This window comes from Pectobacterium quasiaquaticum, assembly GCF_014946775.2.
In the GTDB taxonomy this organism is placed as follows: Bacteria; Pseudomonadota; Gammaproteobacteria; order Enterobacterales; family Enterobacteriaceae; genus Pectobacterium; species Pectobacterium aquaticum.
Genome location: NZ_CP065177.1, coordinates 696572 through 715471 on the forward strand (window position 1 = coordinate 696572; position 18900 = coordinate 715471).

The 18900-nt window shown below is 53.9% G+C and carries 19 protein-coding genes; 11 read left to right on the forward strand and 8 right to left on the reverse strand.

Annotated features, from left to right (window positions below):
* Positions 1-130 precede the first annotated feature (130 nt).
* Together IG609_RS03250 and IG609_RS03255 are read right to left on the reverse strand one after the other, a co-directional pair.
* Positions 131-550 (reverse strand): type II toxin-antitoxin system YafO family toxin, encoded by a 420-nt coding sequence (locus tag IG609_RS03250; RefSeq protein ID WP_075277835.1) that lies wholly within the window; start codon positions 548-550, stop codon positions 131-133.
* Positions 535-1134, reverse strand: a complete 600-nt coding sequence (locus IG609_RS03255; RefSeq protein WP_193397396.1) for a hypothetical protein — start codon at positions 1132-1134, stop codon at positions 535-537. The genes IG609_RS03250 and IG609_RS03255 overlap by 16 nt, the downstream gene beginning before the upstream one ends.
* 237 nt (positions 1135-1371) lie before the next feature.
* On the opposite strand from IG609_RS03255, the gene IG609_RS03260 reads away from it, so the two are divergent.
* The 5 genes from IG609_RS03260 (at position 1372) to IG609_RS03280 (ending at position 6494) form a co-directional block, all read left to right on the forward strand.
* Positions 1372-2244: a carbohydrate ABC transporter permease gene (locus tag IG609_RS03260; protein WP_193397395.1), complete on the forward strand. Its 873-nt coding sequence runs from the start codon at positions 1372-1374 to the stop codon at positions 2242-2244.
* Positions 2234-3133, forward strand: coding sequence for a carbohydrate ABC transporter permease (locus tag IG609_RS03265; protein ID WP_193397394.1), 900 nt, complete (start codon positions 2234-2236; stop codon positions 3131-3133). Before IG609_RS03260 ends, IG609_RS03265 begins: the two co-directional genes overlap by 11 nt.
* A 148-nt stretch (positions 3134-3281) precedes the next feature.
* On the forward strand, positions 3282-4106 hold the full coding sequence (locus IG609_RS03270) for a phosphodiesterase (protein WP_193397393.1): 825 nt from the start codon (positions 3282-3284) through the stop codon (positions 4104-4106).
* Positions 4106-5194, forward strand: coding sequence for an ABC transporter ATP-binding protein (locus IG609_RS03275; RefSeq protein WP_193397392.1), 1089 nt, complete (start codon positions 4106-4108; stop codon positions 5192-5194). The genes IG609_RS03270 and IG609_RS03275 overlap by 1 nt, the downstream gene beginning before the upstream one ends.
* Positions 5187-6494 (forward strand): ABC transporter substrate-binding protein, encoded by a 1308-nt coding sequence (locus tag IG609_RS03280; RefSeq protein ID WP_193397391.1) that lies wholly within the window; start codon positions 5187-5189, stop codon positions 6492-6494. The genes IG609_RS03275 and IG609_RS03280 overlap by 8 nt, the downstream gene beginning before the upstream one ends.
* Before the next feature lie 45 nt (positions 6495-6539).
* Here IG609_RS03280 and IG609_RS03285 read toward each other — a convergent pair whose 3' ends face one another.
* The 3 genes from IG609_RS03285 to IG609_RS03295 all read right to left on the reverse strand — a co-directional run bounded on the left by IG609_RS03285 (position 6540) and on the right by IG609_RS03295 (position 10575).
* Positions 6540-8684, reverse strand: a complete 2145-nt coding sequence (locus tag IG609_RS03285; protein ID WP_193397390.1) for an alpha-galactosidase — start codon at positions 8682-8684, stop codon at positions 6540-6542.
* A gap of 223 nt (positions 8685-8907) precedes the next feature.
* Positions 8908-9912, reverse strand: coding sequence for a LacI family DNA-binding transcriptional regulator (locus tag IG609_RS03290; protein WP_193397389.1), 1005 nt, complete (start codon positions 9910-9912; stop codon positions 8908-8910).
* 54 nt (positions 9913-9966) lie between these two features.
* A complete protein-coding gene (locus tag IG609_RS03295; protein WP_193397388.1) occupies positions 9967-10575 on the reverse strand; it encodes an HD domain-containing protein in 609 nt (202 codons plus the stop codon).
* 423 nt (positions 10576-10998) lie between these two features.
* Here IG609_RS03295 and trhA point away from each other — a divergent pair, with 423 nt between their 5' ends.
* On the forward strand, positions 10999-11646 hold the full coding sequence (trhA, locus tag IG609_RS03300; RefSeq protein ID WP_010279833.1) for a PAQR family membrane homeostasis protein TrhA: 648 nt from the start codon (positions 10999-11001) through the stop codon (positions 11644-11646).
* Between the two features lie 190 nt (positions 11647-11836).
* On the opposite strand, the gene ygfZ is transcribed toward trhA, so the two are convergent.
* Positions 11837-12838 (reverse strand): tRNA-modifying protein YgfZ, encoded by a 1002-nt coding sequence (gene ygfZ, locus IG609_RS03305; protein ID WP_193397387.1) that lies wholly within the window; start codon positions 12836-12838, stop codon positions 11837-11839.
* A gap of 234 nt (positions 12839-13072) precedes the next feature.
* Here ygfZ and sdhE point away from each other — a divergent pair, with 234 nt between their 5' ends.
* The 3 genes from sdhE (at position 13073) to rlmF (ending at position 14737) form a co-directional block, all read left to right on the forward strand.
* The gene (sdhE, locus tag IG609_RS03310) at positions 13073-13339 is read left to right on the forward strand and encodes an FAD assembly factor SdhE (RefSeq protein ID WP_005971623.1); all 267 of its coding nucleotides are present in this window, start codon (positions 13073-13075) and stop codon (positions 13337-13339) included.
* A gap of 19 nt (positions 13340-13358) precedes the next feature.
* The gene (locus IG609_RS03315; protein ID WP_226373417.1) at positions 13359-13733 is read left to right on the forward strand and encodes a protein YgfX; all 375 of its coding nucleotides are present in this window, start codon (positions 13359-13361) and stop codon (positions 13731-13733) included.
* Positions 13734-13801: 68 nt separating this feature from the next.
* Positions 13802-14737, forward strand: a complete 936-nt coding sequence (rlmF, locus tag IG609_RS03320) for a 23S rRNA (adenine(1618)-N(6))-methyltransferase RlmF (RefSeq protein ID WP_193397385.1) — start codon at positions 13802-13804, stop codon at positions 14735-14737.
* 81 nt (positions 14738-14818) lie between these two features.
* On the opposite strand, the gene fldB is transcribed toward rlmF, so the two are convergent.
* Together fldB and IG609_RS03330 are read right to left on the reverse strand one after the other, a co-directional pair.
* The gene (gene fldB / locus IG609_RS03325) at positions 14819-15337 is read right to left on the reverse strand and encodes a flavodoxin FldB (RefSeq protein WP_193397384.1); all 519 of its coding nucleotides are present in this window, start codon (positions 15335-15337) and stop codon (positions 14819-14821) included.
* Between the two features lie 162 nt (positions 15338-15499).
* Entirely contained in the window at positions 15500-16828 is a 1329-nt protein-coding gene (locus IG609_RS03330) for an MFS transporter (RefSeq protein ID WP_014914180.1), read from the reverse strand.
* 311 nt (positions 16829-17139) lie between these two features.
* Here IG609_RS03330 and xerD point away from each other — a divergent pair, with 311 nt between their 5' ends.
* Positions 17140-18039: a site-specific tyrosine recombinase XerD gene (gene xerD / locus IG609_RS03335; RefSeq protein ID WP_193397383.1), complete on the forward strand. Its 900-nt coding sequence runs from the start codon at positions 17140-17142 to the stop codon at positions 18037-18039.
* A gap of 138 nt (positions 18040-18177) precedes the next feature.
* Positions 18178-18894: a bifunctional protein-disulfide isomerase/oxidoreductase DsbC gene (dsbC, locus tag IG609_RS03340; RefSeq protein WP_193397382.1), complete on the forward strand. Its 717-nt coding sequence runs from the start codon at positions 18178-18180 to the stop codon at positions 18892-18894.
* Positions 18895-18900: the final 6 nt, after the last annotated feature.

Below are 18900 nucleotides of genomic sequence, written 5' to 3' on the forward strand. Positions count from 1 at the left end.
GTGTGAATATTGGCCTCGCATGTGTTTTAACGTATGCGAGGCTAAATTTATTTGGTTCTGAGGAGAATGTTAAACTGATACCATAAGGCGCGTTTGGTTTATTCAACCATTCCTCAATATTCAGCATCTCTTATTTATAATAAGAGAGTGAATTAAGCTGTCTTTCATTTAGCGACTGAAATTTGCTTTCCGTTATTTTTATAATGGTGGGTAATAGCTTCTTAATTCTTTCATGACCATCTGGCTTAATAATCGCAATCACTTGAATATGCAGAGGATGTATATTATGTATCGCAAACACTAAAAAATTATCACTTACTCTACGATGAAGAAGCTGTAATGCCGGCCACGGGTTCTCTTCTCCTGGAATACGAATATGAGCTTTGTAAATCCCAGAAAGGGTTGATTGAGGTGAACGTTCAAAACCGCCCATCTTTCCAAGATATGCAGAGACTTTGCCGTTGTTTTTATAATTTGCTAATGCTTTAGCAAAGAAATTTTCCAATTGACCTGCGGCGGCATCAACAATAATGCTTACGCGGTTTTCCATGCTGGCGGCTCCATGCCAAGTCTTTTGTGGCTGTCTTCAACTGACTTTTTGAAAGCAGCTAATTCTTCATCACTAAATTCCTCTGCTTCTTCGTATTCAAGAGGAAGAAACTGAGTGCCGAGAGTAGCTAAAGCCATAGTCAACTTCTTGTATTCAATGAACGTGTTGATCGCGTGGTTTTTCATTGTCATAAGCGTGGTGAGATGTGGCAGCCACGCTTTGTTATTTTCGGCAACAAAGAAGGTATAAAGAAGCCTCGTTATGCCATGATCTATTTGATTAACCTGATCGTTTAGCTTGTCGATGTCACTGCGCTGAATGTCTAGTGCCGCAATGTTCTCATCAGTTCCATTGCTAAGAATATCGATAAACTCTTTATATTTCTCACAGCTTCTTTCAACAGGGGCCATGACTCTGTAGATGACTTTCAGTGCATTGGAGGCTTGTTTTTTCGAGATAGAATTCCCGTGACTTCTATCAAAGTCAGATATGGATCGTTCAATAGGCTGAGATACGTTATTGAAAACGTTCTCTATCTTATCCGGCCCTTGGTTGACGATAGCCATAGCTTCAAGCCCTAGCATGATTGATTCCTTATCATTCTACAGGTTAAAAATGATACAGCAAAGTGAGTCACTCTTCCCAGCCGTATTTTTAGGGACTTCGAGCCTTCCCGCAAATCATCTGCCAAAACGGAGATAAATCATTCGCAGGCATATTTTCCCTACCCGAAAATAAATTGTCATTAAACTGACGCCCCACTGACACGCTAGCGTTCTAGGGTAAGGCCTCTGTGTTTCACACTGAGCGGCCTTTGAGTTATGCGTGCAAAATGCTTTCCCTATCTTGTGCTGTTGCCGACGCTGGTTTTTTTGCTTGCCTTCACCTATTTCCCTCTGTTGCGCTCGGTCATCGACAGCCTGTATGACACTCGGCTGAATGCCGATGCGCCGCTGTTCGTCGGGATGGATAATTTTGTGCGTTTGGTGCAGGACGCGGTGTTCTGGCAGGCCCTGCTGAACAACGTGCTGTATATCCTGATGACGGTGGTACCCGGTGTGCTACTGGCGCTGTTGCTGGCAGTGCTGCTGTGGGAAAACACGCGGCTTAACCGCTTGCTGCGTACCGCTTTCTTCTTTCCGATGATTATTCCACTGGTGAGCGCCGCGACGCTGTGGTTGTTCATCTTTATGCCGGGGCTGGGGCTGCTGGATTACTATCTGGCGAAAGTGTTCGGCCCGATGAACAACAACTACCTCGGTATGAGCGACAGCGCGCTGATAGCGGTGAGCGTCATTGGTATCTGGAAATTCGCTGGCTACTACATGCTGTTTTTTCTCGCTGGCCTGCAAGCGGTTTCTGCCTCCGCACGCGAGGCGGCGCTGATGGAAGGGGCTTCCCGGCGTCAGGTGTTTTTCTACGTCACGTTGCCGCTGCTGCGGCCAACCATCGCCTTTGTGGTCACCATCGCTTTTATCTACGCCATTACCCAGATCGACCACGTTGCCGTCATGACGCGCGGCGGGCCGAATAACGCGACAACCGTGCTGCTCTATTACATCCAGGATCTGGCGAATGACACGCACGATCTGGGTAAAGCCTCTGCGGCGACCTTCCTGACGCTGGCGATGCTGTTCGCCTTTTCCATTATGAATCTGAAAGTGCTGGAGAAAGGGGCGCATTATGAGCGTTGAAAATCAGATCGTTGAGGTTCGGAGCCTGAAAAGTCAGCGCCTTGAAAACCGAAGCGTGACTAACCCGCTTCGCATCACGACGCGGTTTACGCTGCCGCTGTTGCTGATGTGCGCCGCGCTGCTGTGGGTCAGCCCGTTTATCTGGATGCTGTCTTCTTCCGTCAGCACCAGCAGTTTTGGCGTGGACATGGCCTCGCTGCTGCCGCGTCTCCCGCTGACATTCGATAACTTCCGCGATGCGTGGGGCAGCGCCGACTGGTTACGGTTTTACACCAATACGCTGATCTTTGCGGTCGGCACGTTTCTGGTACAGCTGGTGACGATCACCACGGCGGGCTACATCTTTGCCTATCACGAATTCCGCGGCAAAACGCTGCTGTTCTACCTGTTGCTGATTCAGATGATGATCATGCCCGTCGTCATGATGGTGCCGAACATGATGACGCTCAAGCAGCTCGGCCTGCTCAATACCCTGACCGGCGTGATGATGCCGTATTTCGCCTCGGCGTTTGGCGTGTTTTTGATGCGTCAGGCGTTTCTGAATATCGCCAAAGAGATTGAAGAGGCTGCGTTAATGGAAGGCTGTCGCTGGTGGCAGGTGGTGTTTCACGTCCTGATTCCGATGACCTGGCCGTCGATTCTGGCTTTCGCCACGGTCAGCATTACCTACCACTGGAACGAATATCTCTGGCCGCTGATGGTGCTCAATGACCCCGACAAACAGGTTCTGACCATCGGGCTGGTCTCGTTCGCCATGGGTGCAGAGTCCGGCGGGCAGTGGGGATTGATCTGCGCGGGCACGCTGCTGGTGTGCTTGCCGCTGATGGTGGCTTTTGTGGTGTTCCAGAAGCAGTTCCTGAGCAGCTTCGGCTTCTCGGGCATTAAGTGAATCACGGATGAGGCCATGCGGGGAAGACGGGTTACTTAAGCCCGTTGTTAGGGGAAACACAGGGGGAGGCTCCCGCAGGGACGCCTCACCCCTGTGGTCGCCCCGTGTATCTCGGTGCTTAAACAATCGAACGATAGAGGTGGTGGTTATGTTGCTGGCACAGATTTCCGATCTGCATTTTCGCAGTGAGGGGCGAAAGCTCTATGAATTTATTGATATTAACGGAGAAAACGCCAAGGTCATTAACCAGCTAAACGCGCTGAACGAGCGGCCGGACGCGGTGGTGATTAGCGGCGACATCGTCAACTGCGGAAGCCCGCAGGAGTATCAGGTGGCACAGCGCGTGTTGCAGATGCTGGATTACCCGATGTATGTGATTCCGGGCAATCATGATGACAAGCAGCATTTCCTCAACGCGATGCGCCCGCTTTGCCCGCAGTTAGGCGATGAGCCTGAGAACATCCGCTATGCGGTGGATGATTTCCCGATGCGCCTGCTATTCATCGACACCAGTCTGGCTGGGCAGGCGAAAGGCCGGCTGACGCCGTCCACGCTGGGCTGGCTGGAGCAGCAATTGCAGGATCACTCAACGCGTGAAACGGCGATCTTCATGCACCATCCACCGCTCCCGCTGGGATCGGCGCACATGGATCGGATCGCCTGCGAAAACGGGAGTGAACTGCTGACGCTGATCGAGCGTTTCCCGCAGCTGACGCGGATCTTCTGTGGTCATACGCACCGCCTGATTATGACGCAGCATCGGCAGGCGATTATCGCCACCGTGCCGGGTACCGTCCATCAGGTGCCGTATTTCTACTATGACGATACGTCGTACTACAACCTGGAACCCGCCAGTGTGGTCATGCACCGCTACGTGCCAGTCACCGGGCTGGTGAGCTACAGCCAGTCGATTGCGTCGTACCCTGGGCCTTACCTCTACGATCCGCGTATCAGCTGTCCGGTGGATGCGTAATGGCCGTGATTCAGTTACGTAATATCAGTAAACGCTTCGAGCACACGCAGGCGCTGGCGTCGCTGTCGCTGGATATCGCTGACGGTGAGTTTCTGGTGCTGGTCGGGCCGTCTGGCTGCGGCAAAAGTACACTGCTGCGTATGCTGGCCGGTCTGGAAGACGTGAGCGATGGGCAAATCCTGCTGGGTGACGATGACATTACGACGTGGAGCCCGAAGCAGCGCAATTTCTCGATGATCTTCCAGAACTACGCGCTGTTTCCGCACCTGACGGTCGAGCAGAACATCACGTTTGGGATGCGGATGCGCGGTGAGCCGAAAGCGGAGTATCCACAGCGCGTGCAGCGCGTTGCCAGTCTGCTTCAGCTTGAGCCGCTACTGAAACGCAAGCCGGGGAAACTGTCCGGCGGTCAGCGCCAGCGTGTGGCAATGGCACGGGCGATCGTGCGCGATCCGCGCTTGTTTTTGATGGATGAGCCGTTGTCGAATCTGGATGCCCGCCTGCGCAGCGACGTGCGGGACGGCATTATGGATCTACATCGGCAGTTGAAAACAACCACCGTTTACGTCACGCACGATCAGATCGAGGCGATGACGATGGCGGACAGAATCGCTGTGCTCGATCGCGGCGTGCTGCAACAGGTTGGTACGCCGGAACAGCTGTATTCGCACCCGGCTAACGTCTTTGTCGCCGGGTTTATCGGCACGCCCGCGATGAATATGGTGACGCTGCCTTGTGCTGATGGGCAGGCATTTCTACAGGCATTGTCAGTGGCGCTGCCCGCCAGTGAAGAAACGCGTTTATTAACCCGTGTGCTACTCGGGATTCGCCCTGAGCATATTACCGAACACGCCGCGTCAGACGGCGACTTGTCATTGTCGGGAACGGTGAAGCAACGGGAGCTATTTGGCGCGGAGTATCTGATACATGTGGATACGCCGTTGGGGAATATTCGCTACCGTCGGCCAAATCGCGATGGCGTGCCGGATGTCGGCGCATCCATTGTGCTTCATTTTTCACCGCAGGATTGTCATTGGTTTTCCGGGCAAACCGCCCGTAATTTATCCCAGGAGAAAAGAAATGCGTAAGCCCCGTATGATGGCGCTGGCAATCGCCTTGCTGATGTCTGGTCCCGCGTTGGCGAAAGAGAGTATCGATTTCATGTTCCCCGCGCCGGTTGATGGCAAGCTGACGATGGAAATGACGCGCATCATCAAGGAGTACAACCAATCGCAGGATCAGGTTGAAGTGCGTGGGATCTTCACCGGCAATTACGACACGACCAAAGTGAAAGCGGAAGCGGCCGCCAAAGCGGGCGATCCGCCGGCGCTGGTGATTATGTCGGCAAACTTCACTGCCGATCTAGTCATCAAAGATGAAATTCTGCCGATGGACGAGCTATTCAAATACGGCAACGAAAAGGCCACGCCTTTCCTGACTAAAAACTTCTGGCCTGCGCTGCATCAGAACGCGCAGGTGATGGGCGTGACTTATGCGATCCCGTTCCACAACTCGACGCCGATCCTTTATTACAACGAAGACATGCTGAAGAAAGCGGGATTCAACGAACCGCCGAAAAACTGGGATGAAGTGATTGCGGTAGCGAAAAAGCTGACTGACCCGGCAAAAGGGCAGTGGGGCATCATGATTCCGTCTACGAACGATGACTACGGCGGCTGGATGCTGTCTGCGCTGACGCGTGCCAACGGCGGGGCGTATTACAATGCCGACTATCCGGGCGAAGTGTATTACAACACCGCATCAACCAAAGGCGCGCTCCAGTTCTGGCACGATTTGGTGTATCGCGACAAAGTGATGCCTGCTGGCGTGCTGAATTCCAAACAGATCAGCGCCGCATTTTTCTCCGGCAAGCTGGGTATGACGATGCTGAGTACCGGCGCGCTGGGCTTTATGCGTGAAAACACCAAAGATTTCCAGCTTGGCGTGGCGATGATGCCGGAAAAAGAGCGTCGTGGCGTGACCATCGGCGGAGCAAGTCTGGTGAGCTTCAAAGGGATTTCTGAAGATCAGAAGAAAGCGGCCTGGCAGTTTATGAACTATCTGGTCAGCCCGGAAGTGAGCGGAAACTGGAGTCGTTTTACCGGCTACTTCGCCCCGCGCATGGCGGCCTACGATCTGCCAGAAATGAAGGACTATCTGGCGAAAGATCCGCGTGCCACCATTGCGCTGTCACAGCTGCAATATGCGCATCCGTGGTACGCCACCTATGAAACGGTTGCGGTGCGTAAAGCGATGGAAAATCAGCTGGCGGCGCTGCTAAACGATCCGGCGAAAAAGGTCGATGACGCTGCCGCTGCCGCACAAAAAGAGGCGGATGGCATCATGAAGCCTTATGTGGATAAAACGGCGTTGCGGGACGTGAAATAGTCACATCGCGCCCCACGGCTTAACCGCCAACGGGGCGCGATAATGTTAGTTGCCTGTGCTTTTTGTCACCGCGGAAAGCCCGATCAGAATGGCGGTCTCCGGCGTTAGAACGGGGAGGGCAAGGCCAGCCTGCATCAGCCAGTCGCCGGAAACCACGATTGGCTGACGTAACCACGGTGGAAGCTCACGCATGGTGCCGCCGCCTTCACGCACCGTTTTGATTTCCGGGCCGTCCAGCAGCGTGACTTCATAGCGTGCGTCGGGCTGTAGACCGGGGAAGCGGAGCGTGCCCGCCAGCGAATAAGCCGGCATGCGTAGCTGAGCTACCTGGAAAACGGCATGCTGCCGATCGTTGCTCACCACGCCGGTGGCCTGCACCGTATCGTCCGGCATCTCGACCCGCCAGGTGGTGCCGCCGTGCAGCAGCGGGCGCAGCGTTTTGTGCAACTGGATGTAGTGGCGATAGCCTTCCAGCTCGTCGTCGTCAGCCTTCACGGGATCCAGCTCAATGCCCATGTGGCCGAATAGGGCGGTCAGGCCGCGAAACGCGATGGTATGACGTCGATAGGTGGCGTGGCAGCGGGCGTGCCCGATGTGTTGCCCCATGACTTCTGGTGGAAAGAAGTAGCTCATGCCGCGTTGGATAGTCTGGCGCTCCAGTGCGTCGTTGTTATCCGACACCCAGAAGCGCTGTGTACGTTCCAGTACGCCGTAGTCGATGCGGCCGCCGCCGGAGGCGCAGGATTCAAATTCGACATGGGGAAAACGCAGGCGCAGGGTATCAAGCAGACGATAGAACTGTCGGGTTTGCGCATCGGCGGCCAGACGCCCCTCATGGCCGGGTTGCACCAGTTCGCGGTTCATATCCCACTTCACATAATCGACCGGGTGCTCACCCAGTAGCCAACTCAGCCGCTCCAGCAGATACGCGAAGGCCTCGGGCTGGTTTAAATTCAGCACGTACTGATAGCGGCCTGTTGGCTGTGCGTAGCCAGGCAGTTGCAGCACCCAGTCAGGATGAGCGCGGAACAGGTCGGAATCGGGGTTGATCATCTCCGGTTCGACCCAAATGCCGAACTCCATCCCCAGGGCTTTGACGTGCTCAATCACCGGCATCAGCCCGTTAGGGTATTTTTCCTCGTCCAGATACCAATCGCCGAGCGCGGCTTGGTCGTGGTGACGCCCGCGGAACCAGCCGTCATCAATAATGAAGCGCTCTACGCCAACGTCGGCGGCTTTGCTCGCCATCTGCATGATGTACTCAGGGGAGTGATCGAAATAGATCCCTTCCCACGTATTGAGGTGTACCGGACGTGGTTTATCGCCGGAAAATTGGATCAGGGACTGGCGTAAGAAGGTGTGATAGCGCTGGCTCATGCCGTTTAAACCGGCATCGGAGAAAGCGGCGTAGACCCAGGGCGTCGTGAGGGATTCTGACTGCGTCAGCGTGATTTCGCCCGGCAGATACAGGGCTTCCGCCTGCACGACGCGACGGCCATCCGTTTTGATATCGGCACGCAGGCGATGGTTGCCGCTCCAGCCTAAATGCACGCCCCATACGGCACCATGCTGTTCGCTGAACGCGGACTCGCCGAGGATAAAGGCGGGGAAATATTCGTGGGAGCTTCTTCCCCGACGGCTTTCCTGAATAAAACCGCCGTGCTGCAACGTGAGGCGGTGAGCCTGAAACTCACGCAGCCAGCGGCCGTGGAATGCCATGACGTCGCTCGCCCGTTCCGGGACGGGCAGCGTGACGGCGAGGCGCTGTACTTGCCAGACATCCGCACGCAGATTCTCTAGCGTGTGGCGCAGTTGCAGAACGTCGGTCTGCGGATCCAGACGCAGTTCGCTGATCAGGCGAAGCCCGGCCTGTGCATCTTCCGCGGTAATGGTGAGCGTATTGCCCTGAACGTCAGCCAGCGTCGTCGTGAAGATCGGGGCGGCGTCATAGCCTGAACGGTGCCCCTCAATACCCGGTGAACCGAACTGACCACGCCCGTATTCCATCGACAGCGTCAGAGGAAGATCCACATCCAGACGACCATTAGCGACGGGGCGTTGCAGAGAAACGATATCTTCTGGTGAAAAACCGCGCAGCCGTGGCCCCCAGTAGAGAATTTCCGCCGCTGGGGCGCAGCGTACGATGACATCGCACTGCGCGCTGGTTAATTGAACAATATCAGGCTTCATGAGGAAGGCTCCAAATTACGACGACCAAATGATGAATAGTGGATCTTAGTAAGAACTTAAACGTTTAAGTCATCAACTTAAACGTTTAAGAAATGTGATGTTGTTAAAATAATCGTTAGAAAATGGAAAAAGGTTGCGATGAGGAGGTGAAGATCATCTTGCTGACGGTTGGCGTAGCAAACCAACCGATGACTTTATTAAACGTGGTCGATAACGGAATAGATTAGGCGGGAAAGCTCGTGTTACCGAGGCGTAACGTTGGCTGCCATAACACCTGTAAGTTTTCTACGGCTTCGCCCGCGATCAGTGCCTGCATCATGCTGGCAATCTGTTCGCCAACCTGCTCGCGAGTTGCCTGTTCGATAGCGGTCACGGTGATGTCGGTCAGGCTGTCTTGCGGCAGGCCGTCATACATCACTAATGCGATGGGGTGTGAACCGGAAAGCCGCCCCGCCTGCTGCAATGCCGCAACGGCACCGTCGCCGTGGACATTGCCATCCATCACCATCGCAGTGGGCGGCTCAGGCAGCGCCAAAAGGTCGAGCATGGCCTGATAGCCCGCGCGGCGCGTGGGGTTAACACAGCGCAGATAGGTGTCGTGAAACGGCAGGCCGTGACGTTGCAGGGCATCACGATAGCCCTGGCGACGCTGCATAATAAACGCCTGCGGGTGGTCTTCACTTAAGATAGCGATACGGCGATGGCCGAGCGCGATCAGGTGTTCGGTTGCCAGCATCATACCAGCGCGGTTGTCAAAATCGAACCAGGCGTAAGGGTGAGGGAGTTGGCTGCGCCCCAGCGCCAGAAAAGGCACGTTGTGGCGTTGCAGTAACGTCAGCCGCGCATCCTGTTCACACGTATGCGCGACGATCAGCGCATCGATACGGCGGCTGGCGATCAACCGGGCAGCGCCCTGACAGGCGTCTTGCTCGTCAGCCAGCAGGAGAAAATCGACCTCATGCTGTGCTAGCTTGCGGTTGATCGCGCCAATCATCTCGAAAAAGATATCGTTACTCAGGGAAGAGGCGTAGGGATAGACCAGCCCGACGGCGTTGCTTTTGCCCATTTTGAGGCGGCGTGCGTGCGTATTGGGACGATAGCCAATACGCGCCGCTTCTTCCTGAATACGCTGGCGCGTGGCGTCGGAGATATCCCGATGGCCGTTCAGCGCACGACTCACTGCCGCCACGGACAAACCCAGGTTATTTGCGATTGTTTTTAAAGACATCACCCTCTCCTGACGTGCATGCCCGGCGACGGGGCGTCTAGCGAGAAAACCGAATTATAGCAACCAGCCCTTGGCTTTGGCGTCTTCCAGATGTTGCTGGAGGTATTGCCACAGTTCCGGGTTGATCGTGGCGATGAATTCGGCGCGGTCAAGAACCTGTTCCAGACGGATACCGTTTTCTACCCAGCTTTGGCCGCCGTTAGACAGGTTCATCAGCATCGGCATGACGCGGTCAAGCACCAGAGCGAACTGGGCGCTGGGGGTTTCATTCGCTTCGTATTCTTCCCACAGATCGTGGAATTGCTGACGCTGTGGCTCGGGCAGCAGGCCGAAAATACGGACGGCGGCGGCGACTTCCTGATCGTGAATTGCCAGGCGAGCGGAAAGATCGTAAACGAGTACGTCGCCTGCATCGATTTCGACGATGTCGTGAATCAGCGCCATTTGGATCACGCGCTGGATATCCACGCCTTCACCGGCATAAGGTGCCAGCGCCATTGCCGCGACGGCAAAGTGCCAGCTGTGTTCGGCAGAATCTTCGTGACGTTCGCTGCCGATAATTTTGTTACGGCGCTGCACGCTTTTTAATTTATCGATTTCTATCAGAAAGCCGAAGACATCGGTCATAGAACCGAAATTCAGAGTAGATGGGGCAGATGACATGAAAAACTTACCTCTTGCAGTGAACACGATGCAGTAAAAATCATGCAGTGAAACGATATGTAGTGAAAACCAAAACGACATGTAGTGAAAACTACAGGAAGGCGCTGTGAGCGTCAGAACCGGATGACCGTTAACGCGAATAACCGGTAAAAACGGCAGAGCCCTTCAAAAAACAGGGAAATATCAACGCCGATCATTGTAGGGGATGTCGCCCGAGATTGACATGAATGATTACAGGCTAAGTGAGAGAGAAAGCCGGAAGTCAGGTGAGTGTAAATATTTTAGCTTACACGTGTACACTGAAACTATTCTCAGTTAATCTGCTCAAAGGTTAAACACCTGCGCGCCTGCATAAAAAGGGGAAACGCAAGGTGGATAACGTCAGCACACGACGTGTACTGTTGAATACTGTGGAATCGATTGATGTCAAAAAATGAACAAATGCCGGATTACTCTCTGGCAGAGGAAATTGCGAACAGCATAAGCCACGGAATCGGTGTGATTTTCGGGATTGTGGGGCTGGTTTTATTGCTGGTGCAGGCGGTCAACAATGACGCCGGCAGCGTGGCGATTACCAGCTACAGCCTCTATGGCGGCAGCATAATCCTGCTATTTTTGGCATCGACGCTGTATCACGCGATTCCGTCTCAGCGTATTAAGCCGTGGCTGAAGAAATTCGACCACTGCGCCATCTATCTGTTGATTGCCGGAACCTATACGCCGTTTTTGCTGGTAGGGCTGAATTCACCGTTGGCGCATGGCCTGATGGTCGTCATCTGGAGCATGGCGCTGCTGGGCGTGATCTTCAAACTGGCGTTTGCTCACCGTTTTGAAGTGCTGTCGTTAATTACCTACCTGGTGATGGGCTGGCTATCGCTGGTGGTGATTTATCAGATGGTGATGAAACTGGCGGCGGGAAGCGTGACGCTGCTGGCGGTGGGCGGCGTGGTGTACACGCTGGGGGTGATTTTCTATGCCTGCAAGCGCATTCCCTATAATCACGCGATTTGGCACGGATTTGTGTTGGGCGGCAGCGTCTGTCACTTTCTGGCGATTTATCTCTATATTTAACCTTACATGATTGCCAGCAACGTACGGCTTGCAGTGATAATGGGTAGATCGTAAAGACGCTGTGAATACCTCCCTGTACGCTCGAGCCGCGACATCCCTGTCGCGGACGCTTTACTCTTCTATCCCACTATCACTGTTATCGTTCTGAGAAGAAATTTGCCATCTTTATGATGTGGCTTAACGTGTCGAATTAATCCGTTATTTCATACGGTAGAGGCTGAACCGTGAGCTGGCTTTCGGTATCGTCACGGACGCGCAGGACGTTCTCTGCGGTGAGATCGTTATTCAGCACTGCCTGTACCCACACGTCACCGTTCTGCAATTGGCTGGCTGCCAACACCGTACCGGTACGACGCCAGTTCTCACCGAGCTGCAATTCGAGGTCATCCCCCGCCTGCGGCACCTGATTGGCCTTACCCGCCAGCCAATAAAGCGCACGCTTGTTGGCACCGCGATATTTTGCCCGAGCGACCATTTCCTGACCGGTATAGCACCCTTTGCTGAAACTAATCCCATTTAATGCCTGTAAATTAGTCGCTTGCGGGATGAACTGCGCACTGTTTGCGCTGTCAATGATGGGCTGACCTGCTTCAATATCCAGCGTCAGCCATTGACGGCTGTCATTCAGGCTGACTTTATCGCCGAGCTGTTCAAGCAGCGATGCACTGTGCTCAGGAGACAGTACCAACAAGAAACGTTCTGCAGGATGGGCGAAATGCAGTAAGGTAGCCCCTTCGTGCTGTACAACAGGGTGTTCAGCATCTGGAAGCTGGCTAAATACAGAGGCCAAAAGCTCGCGGATGCCCGCACCCGCCGCGCCCAGCAGGATGGCGTTGTCGTCCGGTGCGATGGTCGTTTTCGAGAAAACGGCGTATTTTTTCAGTTCGTTAAGCTGGGCGTCGCGTAAATTGCGGCGCTCAATAAAAGCAAAGCCTTCGCCGTGATGGAACAGACGCAGGTTGCTCCACATTTTTCCTTTTGCGTCGCAGTGGGCGCAAAGGGTGTGCCCATCGTCAGGCAGCGATCCGACATCCGCGGTGACCTGCCCCTGAAGATATTTGACGGTATCCGGCCCGACCATCGTGACCAGCGCCCAGTCATCCAGAGAGATGAGCGTAGCGGCTAGTTGAGCGGAAGCAAATGGGGGTTGTGATGCAAAAGGGCGTTGATGAGCCGTATGTTGATTAACCATATAGTACAATCCTGCGCTAAGGGCGATACCCGAATGACCTAATGGTAAAAGAGCGCTCAGGGTTTGCAAGTGGTTATTCACGAGCGTTATGGCATAGCACATCCTGATGCTGATGAGCGCACTCGGCGCGGCGCACACCAGTAAACTATGTCAAAATGTTACTATTAGTTGATACCCGCTACCGGAATCAGAGTACACTAGCGGCAAGCAGCGATAACAAGGTGGACATGAAATATGGAAATCGATAATAAATCACGCATTCATTGGGCATGCCGCCGTGGTATGCGCGAATTGGATATCGCGATCATGCCGTTTTTTGAGCATGACTATGACACACTTAATGACACGGATAAGCGCACGTTTGTACGCTTGTTACAAAGCGACGATCCCGATTTATTCAACTGGCTGATGAACCACGGTGAACCGGAGGACGGAGAGCTGAAACGCATGATTTCCCTTATTCAGACGCGAAATAAAGATCGTGGCCCAGTGGCGATGTGACCTTCGCGTTTCCTGGCGCATGCAACTGTTATCATTGGTTGTGCATGGCCTATTAGTATTGCTCATTCTGCTGGCACCGTGGCCGGACGGCTATGCATGGCTATGGCTATGCCTGGTCACGATGGTGATGTTCGGTTTTATCCGTAGCCAAAAGAATATCAAATCCCGACAGGGGGAAATCGTTCTGCTTAGCGAAACGACCCTGAACTGGCGGCAGCAGGAATGGCAGATCGTTAAACGACCGTGGCTGCTGAAGAATGGCGTATTGCTGTCATTGCAAGCGGTTAACGGTAAAGACAAACAACAGCTGTGGCTGGCATCGGACAGCATGGGCGATGACGAATGGCGTCACTTGCGTCAAATTCTTTTGCAGCAGAAACACTGGGCAAGATAGCAGCGCGTTGGACATGTTTTTATTCGGTCATCGTTTGGCCGTGCTTTGAAATTGATTGGATATAACTGATGACTAAGCCCGCAGTGCAAAAAAATGGTCTGCACCCTCGTAATCGCCATCGCGACCGTTATGATTTTCCCGCGCTCAAACAGAGTTATCCTGCGCTGATCCCGTTTGTAAAGGTGAATGCCTACGGTGATGAGTCCGTGGATTTTGCCAATCCTGAGGCGGTGAAAACGCTGAATCAGGCGCTGTTGCAGCATTTTTATCAGATTGAGCACTGGACGATTCCAGAGGGCTTTCTGTGCCCGCCAATTCCTGGCCGTGCCGATTATATCCACCATCTGGCTGACTTGCTGGCGGAAGATAACCGTTCGGTGGTGCCGCGCGATGCGTCCGTGCTGGATGTCGGCTGTGGTGCCAACTGTATCTATCCGCTGATTGGACATCGCGAGTACGGCTGGCGTTTTACTGGCAGCGAGATCAATCCGCAAGCGATGAAAGCCGCCAATGAGACGATTGAGGCGAACTCTGGCTTGAATCGGTCGATTCGCCTGCGTCGTCAGAAGAACAGCAAAGCGATACTGGCAGGGATTATTCACAAGAACGACACGTTTGATGCCGTCATGTGTAATCCGCCGTTCCATGCGTCTGCGGAGGATGCTCGTCAGGGATCGCAGCGCAAACTGCATAATCTGGGGCTGGATAAGCGCTCACCGCTGAATTTTGGCGGGCAGCAGGATGAGCTGTGGTGTGAAGGCGGCGAGTCCGCTTTTATTGGTCAGATGATCAAAGAGAGCGCCGGTTTCGCCCGTCAGTGCCTGTGGTTTACGTCGCTGGTGTCACGCAAAGAGAACCTGCCGGAGATTTATCGTGCGCTGGAAGCGGTTGATGCGGAGAAGGTCAGAACGATAGATATGGCGCAAGGCCAGAAGCAAAGCCGCTTTGTCGCGTGGAGTTTCCTTGATACCGCGGCGCGTACCCGCTGGTTACAAAAGCGCTAGGCTACTTCAACCTTTACGGATATCAATATTCGCGGATGCCGATCGCAACGGTATCCGCCTCACATCACCATTCGGCTCAGATTACAGCAGTGACGCCATTTCTTGCAGGATCTGTTCGCACCACTGTTCCAGCCGTTCATCACTGAGGTCGTATTGGTTCACTTCATCCAGCGCCAGTCCGACAAAGTGTTTGCCGTCGGCAGTCAGCGGTTTCGGGCTGGTGAATTCGTAGCCCTCTATCGGCCAGTATCCAACGAATGTGACACCCAGCGGCAGTAGTTGGTCATGCAACATACCCAGCGCATCAAGAAACCATTCGCTGTAGCCAAGCTGGTCGCCCATACCGTATAGCGCCACGACTTTGCCTTTGAGGTTTAGCGTCGCTAACTGACCCCAAATGTTCTCCCAGTCCTCCTGAATCTCACCGAAATCCCAGGTGGGGATGCCGAGAATCAGCGTACTGTAATCTTCCATACGTTGAGGGTCGACATCCTTAAGGTTGTGTAGATCCACCAGCGCTTCGCCCAGAATGTCGCGAATTTTTTCCGCTGCCATTTCGGTGTAGCAGGTGCTTGAGCCGTAAAACAGACCGATTTTCATATTCAGTTCTTTATAAACAATTTCTATCAATAAGGGCGCGTTCGCTTCTGATCACAGAGATGATCTGATGGGCGAAAGATGCCGCCGGATGTCGGTATTCTAAAAGGAGAACAGGAGTAAAGAAAGACGCAGTGAGGGCCGTAGCCCCCACCGAAGGGGATATTATCCCAGAGACTGGTGACGCGTTTCTTTGGTGAGAAGCAGTGCAATCAGCGTCAGCGACGCCATGGCAGCCAGATAAACACCGACGTAGAACAGGCCATAGTTAGCCGTCAACCACGCTGCGATATACGGTGCGACCGAGGCACCTAGAATCGACGAAACGTTATACGAGAATGACGCGCCGGTGTAGCGCACTTCCGTCGGGAACAGTTCCGGCAGCAGGGCACCCATCGGGCCGAACGTCAGTCCCATGATGCTCAGACCCAGCACCAGGAAGCCCATCACCAGCGCCTGATTACCTGAACCGAGCATATAAGGGAACAGCATGGCGAAGACGATCATAAGGCAGGTGATGGTAATCATGGTCTTACGGCGGCCAAAAGCATCCGCTAGATAGCCGGCTACCGGCACCATCAGACCAAAGCCGATCACCGCGATCATCAGCATCAACAGGAAACTGTTACGTGAGAAACCAAGCCCCTTAGGTTCTGGCGCTGTACCGTACGTCATGGAGTACACGGTCATGATGTAGAACAGCGTGTAGGTCGCCAGCATGATGAAGGTGCCGAGGATCGTGACTTTCATATGTTTGCTGAGCAGCGTGCCCAGCGGCATACGTACCTGCTTGCCGGCCTTGACCGCTTTGGTAAAGACGGGAGCTTCATGCAGAGAGATACGGACATACAGGCCAACCAGCACCAGCGCGGCAGACGCGACGAACGGCACGCGCCAGCCCCAGGTCATGAACTGCTCCTCCGTCAGCAGCCAGGACAACAGCAAGAAAGTGCCGTTAGCGAAGAAGAAGCCAATCGGCGCGCCAAGCTGGGGGAACGACCCATACAGCGCACGTTTATGGGACGGGGCATTTTCGGTCGCCAGTAGCGCCGCGCCGCCCCATTCACCGCCCAAACCCAGGCCCTGACCGAAGCGCGCCAGTGCCAGCAGAATCGGTGCAAAAATACCAATGGTTTCGTAGGTCGGTAACAGCCCAATCAGAACGGTTGAAATCCCCATGGTCAGCAGAGAAGCGACCAGTGTGACTTTACGTCCGACGCGGTCGCCAAAGTGACCGAAGACTGCCGAGCCAATCGGGCGAGCCACAAAGGCAATCGCAAAGGTGGCGAGCGACTGTAGCGTCGCTGCAGTCGGATCGCCTTGTGGGAAGAAAATGTGCGGGAAAATCAGCACCGCAGCGGTGGCGTAGATATAAAAATCGAAAAATTCGATAGCGGTGCCAATTAATGACGCAACAATCACTTTATTGCGTGAGTTTACGGGTGGTGCTTCCGCTTCGGCATCGAGAGTGGGAGTGATGGTGGTGGCTTGCATAATGTTTCTTTATTTTAACAACACGAACAGCCATTCTACGCACAGAAAAATCGGCTTTTCAACGTTGATTCAGTAAGGTCAATGCCAGTAGACGCGCGGCTTCAAGGAGCCTGTTCCGCTATATTGACGATACATAAGATATAATGTGCCTCGGCCTTATTTTTGCCGGAGAATGTTATGGCGATGTTGGTGTTCACGGAATATGTGAGATCGCGCACAATTCTGTTTTCGAGAGAATGCGGACTGGATGAAGGTGTAAAGTCGCCGCTTCATCGGCATACTATTACCAACCAGCGAAGAAGGACACGGCGATGCAAGAACACGATCAGGCGCTTATCGAACAGTTTCTCGATGCGCTGTGGCTGGAAAGAAATCTGGCAGAGAATACGCTGGCCTCTTATCGGTTGGATCTGCGAACGCTCGCGGAGTGGCTTGAACATCATGAAAACGGTTTGCTACAGGCTCAGTCGCTCGATCTTCAGGCGTTTCTCGCTGACAGAGTCGAGGGGGGCTACAAGGCGACCAGTTCAGCCCGCTTGCTGAGCGCGATGCGCCGCTTCTTTCAGTACCTTTATCGGGAAAAGCGTCGCAGCGACGATCCGAGTGCGGTGCTATCATCGCCAAAACTGCCGCAGCGTCTACCCAAAGATTTGAGCGAGGCGCAGGTTGATACGTTGCTCAACGCCCCAAGCATTGAACAACCGCTGGAATTACGCGATAAGGCCATGCTTGAGGTATTGTATGCGACGGGGCTGCGTGTTTCCGAGCTGGTTAGTTTGACGATGAGCGATGTCAGCCTGCGGCAGGGCGTGGTACGCGTGCTGGGGAAAGGCAATAAAGAACGTCTGGTGCCGCTGGGTGAAGAAGCGGTGTACTGGATCGAGTATTATCTGGAACATGGTCGTCCGTGGCTGCTGAATGGGCAGACGCTGGATGTGCTGTTTCCCAGCAATCGCGCACGGCAAATGACGCGCCAGACGTTCTGGCACCGCATCAAGCATTATGCGGTGCTGGCGTCCATCGACAGCGAGAAGCTCTCGCCGCACGTCTTGCGTCACGCGTTTGCGACCCATTTATTGAACCACGGCGCGGATTTACGGGTCGTACAGATGCTCTTGGGGCACAGCGATCTTTCCACGACGCAGATTTACACCCATGTCGCGACGGAGCGGCTGAAGCAGCTACATCAGCAGCACCATCCGCGCGCATAGGGATAACGTAACCACCAAGTCATGATACAGAGTAACAGGATGTTATCTGGCTGGCGGGATTTCCCGCTTACTATCACCGCGCATGGGTACAAGGCTATTTTGCTACGAACCATGTTGCGAAAACACAGGATTGATGAAATGAAAAAAGGGTTATTACTGCTTTCTTTGCTGGTGGCGACGGCGACTCATTTCGCCCATGCCGATGATGCTGCGATCAAGCAGACGTTAACGCGTCTGGATATGCAAGGGGCGGAAATCCTGCCTTCGCCGATGGTGGGTATGAAAACTGTCATTACCGATAGCGGTGTGCTGTACATCAGCGAAGACGGCAAGCATTTGCTGCAAGGCCCGCTTTACGACGTGAGCGGCACCATGCCAGTCAACACCACCAATAAAATCCTGATCGGCAAGCTAGATGCGCTACAAGAACAGATGATTGTTTATAAAGCCGCGCAGGAAAAACACGTTATCACCGTGTTCACCGACATCACCTGCGGCTATTGCCACAAACTGCATGAACAGATGAAAGACTACAACGCGCTAGGCATTACCGTGCGCTATCTGGCCTTCCCGCGTCAGGGCATGAAATCGCCGGCAGCGAAAGATATGCAGTCCATCTGGTGCGTGGCCGATCGCAATAAAGCGTTTGATAGTGCGATGAAGGGCGACGTGATCTCGGCTGCAACGTGTAAAACCGATATTGCCGCGCATTACCAACTGGGTATCCAGTTTGGCGTGCAGGGCACCCCCGCCATCGTGCTGCAAGACGGTATGGTCGTACCGGGATATCAAGGGCCGAAAGAAATGCTGGCGATGCTGGAAGCGCACAAAGCCTCGAAAAAAACCGGCGGTTAATGCTAC